Raw genomic sequence first — 4118 nt, forward strand, 5'->3', positions numbered from 1 at the left:
GGCTCTGCAGCTGCCAGACGACCGGGTTGTCGGCGAGACCCTCGTGCATGTCGGTCAGGTCCCCCGGCCCGTACAGAACCAGCCGGGCCAGGCCGTCCACCGCCTCATGGCTGGTGACCAGGGTGCCGCGGTCGTCGGCCAGGAAACCCGTGCCCCTCGCCCGTCCGGCGAGGTCGCGGATGCGTACCAGCGCCTCTTCCGCATCGGCCCGCCGACCGTTCATCCGTCCGAAACCTCCCGAGCCGTCCTCGTACGGACGACGGTAGGCAGCGGATGATCGGCGAAACCAGGTCCCACCCCGAACGCGCCCCCTTGCACCCCCCTCTTTCACTCCGAGCGCCTGCCCGTTGGGTGAATCAAGGGCGGGGGATGGATAGAGAGTTGTGGGAGGGGGATCGTGGGGCGGGGAGCGCGTACGGTGGCGCTCCCCGTCCCACGGTGGGAACGGACCCGGCCCAGACGGATCTCGGCGAAGACGGATCCGGGCGAAGACGGGTCTAGGCGAAGACGGCGAGGCTCTTGGCCCGCCCGCCCTGGTCCTCCACCAGGACCAGGAAGCGGCCGTCCGGCCCGAAGACCGCGACGGGGCCCTCCCCGTCGAGCAGCGGCATCCGCACGCGCACGCCGTTGCCCAGCAGCCGGGCCTGCTCCTCGGTGACGTCCCAGCGCCGGAAGGCGGCGGCCGCCGCCTCGGCCACCGGCATGACCGTCAGCTCCTCCTGGAGCTGGTCCAGCGTGCGCGCCTCGCCCAGCCCGTACGGGCCGACGCGGGTGCGCCGCAGCGCCGTGAGGTGGCCGCCGACGCCGGTGTCCGCGCCCAGGTCGCGGGCCAGGGCCCGCACATAGGTGCCGGACGAGCAGACGACGGAGACCAGCAGGTCCTGCACCGGGGTGCCGTCCGCCGCCTCGGCGGGGTGCACGGCGTGCACGGCGAACGAGGAGACCGTCACCGGGCGGGCGGGGATCTCGAAGTCCTCGCCCTCCCGCGCCCGCTTGTAGGAGCGCTTGCCGTCGATCTTGATGGCGCTGACCTTGGAGGGCACCTGCATGATGTCCCCGGTCAGCTTGGCCACGCCCGCGTCGATCGCCTCCCGGGTCACCCCGGAGGCGTCCTGCGAGGAGGTGACCTCGCCCTCGGCGTCGTCCGTCACGGTGTACTGGCCGAGCCGGATCGTCGCCACATACTCCTTCTCGGTCAGCGCGAGGTGACCGAGAAGCTTGGTGGCCCGCTCGACGCCGAGGACGAGCACGCCGGTCGCCATCGGGTCGAGCGTCCCCGCGTGCCCGACCCGCCGCGTACGGGCTATGCCGCGCATCTTCGCGACGACGTCGTGCGAGGTGAAGCCGGCCGGCTTGTCGACGACGATCAAGCCGTCCGGCACGGTGGGCTTGCGGTTCATTCGGCGGTCGCGTCCGTTCCGTCGGCGTCGTCCTCGCCGGGCTTGCGGTACGGGTCGGCCTCGCCGGCGTACCGGGCGCCCGACGACGCCTCGCGGACCTTCGCGTCCGAGGCGCGCGCCCGGTCGAGGAGGTCCTCGATCGTGCGGGCGTTCTCGGGCAGCGCGTCCGCGACGAACGTCAGGGTCGGGGTGAACTTGGTGCCGGCGGCGGCGCCCACCGCCGAGCGCAGCATGCCCTTGGCGCTCTCCAGGCCCGCGGCGGCGCTGGCCCGGTCCTCGTCGTCGCCGTAGACCGTGTAGAAGACCGTCGCCTCCCGCAGGTCGCCGGTCACCCGGGTGTCCGTGATGGTCACGTGCGAGCCGAGCCGCGGGTCCTTGATGCCGCGCTGCAGCTTCTGGGCGACCACCTCCCGGATGAGGTCCGCCAGCCTCTTTGCGCGCGCATTGTCGGCCACTGGTCCGTCTCCTTCTTCTTGTCCATTGTGCTTCCGGCGGCCCTGACGCGCTCAGTCGTCATGGTCGCCGTGGAACCGCCGCCTGACCGACAGCAGCTCCACTTCGGGCCGCCCGGCGACGAGGCGCTCGCAGCGGTCCAATATGTCCGTGAGGTGCCCCGCGTCCCCGGAGACCGCCGCCACGCCGATCACGGCCCTGCGGTAGAGGTCCTGGTCCCCGACCTCCGCCACGCTCACCGCGTACTTGCGGTGCAGCTCGGCGACGATCGGGCGGACGACGGAGCGCTTCTCCTTCAGCGACCGGACATCGCCGAGGAGCAGGTCGAAGGACAGCGTCCCTACATACATGCGGTGCGGGTGAAGCCCACCCGTGAGGCCTGTGTGGTGTACCTGCGAACTCCTCGCACCGTACACGCAACGGCCGGGGCCGATCGACGGATATTACGTCCGCCGACCGGCCCCGGTTGAGCGCTACGCGGTTCAGCCGCGCGGCTTCTCGCGCATCTCGTACGTCGCGATGACGTCGTCGACCTTGATGTCGTTGAAGTTGCCGAGGTTGATACCGCCCTCGTAACCCTCGCGGATCTCGGTGACGTCGTCCTTGAAGCGACGCAGGCCCTCGATGTTGAGGTTCTCCGCCACGACCTTGCCGTCGCGGATGAGGCGCGCCTTGGTGTTGCGCTTGACCTCGCCGGAGCGGATGAGGACACCCGCGATGTTGCCCAGCTTGGACGAGCGGAAGATCTCGCGGATCTCCGCCGTACCGAGCTCGACCTCTTCGTACTCCGGCTTCAGCATGCCCTTCAGGGCCGCCTCGATCTCCTCGATCGCCTGGTAGATGACCGAGTAGTACCGGACGTCGACGCCCTCGCGCTCGGCCATCTGGGTGGCACGGCCCTCGGCGCGGACGTTGAAGCCGATGACGATCGCGTCGGAGCCGGACGCCAGGTTGATGTCGGACTCGGTGACCGCACCCACGCCGCGGTGCAGCACGCGGATGTCGACCTCCTCGCCCACATCGAGCTGGAGCAGCGAGGACTCGAGAGCCTCGACCGAACCGGACGCGTCGCCCTTGATGATGAGGTTGAGCTGCTGGATCTCGCCGGCCTTGAGCACCTTGTCCAGGTCCTCGAGGGACACCCGGCGGGTGCGCTTGGCGAAGGCCGCGTTGCGCTCGCGCGCCGCACGCTTCTCGGCGATCTGGCGGGCCGTGCGGTCCTCGTCGACGACGAGGAAGTTGTCGCCGGCGCCCGGGACGTTGGTCAGACCGAGGACGAGGACCGGGGTCGACGGACCCGCCTCCTCCACGTTCTGGCCCTTGTCGTCGAGCATCGCGCGGACACGGCCGTACGCGTCACCGGCGACCATCGTGTCGCCGACGCGGAGGGTACCGCGCTGGACGAGGACGGTGGCCACGGCGCCGCGACCGCGGTCGAGGTGGGCCTCGATCGCGATGCCCTGCGCGTCCTGCTCCGCGTTGGCGCGCAGGTCGAGCGCGGCGTCGGCGGTCAGGACGACGGCCTCCAGCAGCTTGTCGATGTTCAGACCCTGCTTGGCGGAGATGTCGACGAACATGGTGTCGCCGCCGTACTCCTCGGCCACCAGGCCGAACTCGGTCAGCTGACCGCGCACCTTGGTCGGGTCCGCGCCCTCGACGTCGATCTTGTTGACCGCGACCACGATCGGCACGTCGGCCGCCTTGGCGTGGTTCAGGGCCTCGATCGTCTGCGGCATGACACCGTCGTTGGCCGCCACCACGAGGATCGCGATGTCGGTCGACTTCGCACCACGGGCACGCATGGCGGTGAACGCCTCGTGACCCGGGGTGTCGATGAAGGTGATCTTGCGCTCTTCGTCGTTGACCTCGGTCGCGACCTGGTAGGCACCGATGTGCTGGGTGATGCCACCGGCCTCGCCCGCGACCACGTTGGTCTTGCGGATCGCGTCGAGGAGTCGCGTCTTACCGTGGTCGACGTGACCCATGACGGTCACGACCGGCGGACGCGCGACGAGCATCTCCTCGCCGCCCTCGTTCTCACCGAACTCGATGTCGAACGACTCGAGCAGCTCGCGGTCCTCCTCCTCGGGGCTGACGATCTGAACGGTGTAGTTCATCTCGTCGCCGAGGAGCTGCAGCGTCTCGTCGGAGACGGACTGCGTGGCCGTGACCATCTCGCCGAGGTTCATCATCACGGCGACGAGCGACGCCGGGTTGGCGCCGATCTTCTCCGCGAAGTCGGTGAGGGAGGCGCCGCGGGAGAGA

5 protein-coding genes are annotated in these 4118 nt (G+C 70.0%); all 5 read right to left on the reverse strand.

Annotated elements, in window-relative coordinates:
• Positions 1 to 223 (reverse strand): hypothetical protein (locus AB0K09_RS30590; protein WP_366068657.1); only part of this gene is annotated, 223 nt, incomplete at its 3' end.
• Positions 224 to 497: 274 nt separating this feature from the next.
• Complete coding sequence (gene truB / locus AB0K09_RS30595) at positions 498 to 1400, reverse strand: tRNA pseudouridine(55) synthase TruB (protein ID WP_366068659.1); 903 nt, start codon at positions 1398 to 1400, stop codon at positions 498 to 500.
• The gene (gene rbfA / locus AB0K09_RS30600; protein WP_366068660.1) at positions 1397 to 1855 is read right to left on the reverse strand and encodes a 30S ribosome-binding factor RbfA; all 459 of its coding nucleotides are present in this window, start codon (positions 1853 to 1855) and stop codon (positions 1397 to 1399) included. The genes truB and rbfA overlap by 4 nt, the downstream gene beginning before the upstream one ends.
• 51 nt (positions 1856 to 1906) lie before the next feature.
• A complete protein-coding gene (locus AB0K09_RS30605) occupies positions 1907 to 2203 on the reverse strand; it encodes a DUF503 domain-containing protein (RefSeq protein WP_366068661.1) in 297 nt (98 codons plus the stop codon).
• Between the two features lie 132 nt (positions 2204 to 2335).
• The coding region (infB, locus tag AB0K09_RS30610; protein WP_366068663.1) for a translation initiation factor IF-2 at positions 2336 to 4118 on the reverse strand (1783 nt) is incomplete at its 5' end.

Origin of the sequence: Streptomyces sp. NPDC049577, assembly GCF_040675635.1 — a bacterium.
Lineage (GTDB): Bacteria > Actinomycetota > Actinomycetes > Streptomycetales > Streptomycetaceae > Streptomyces.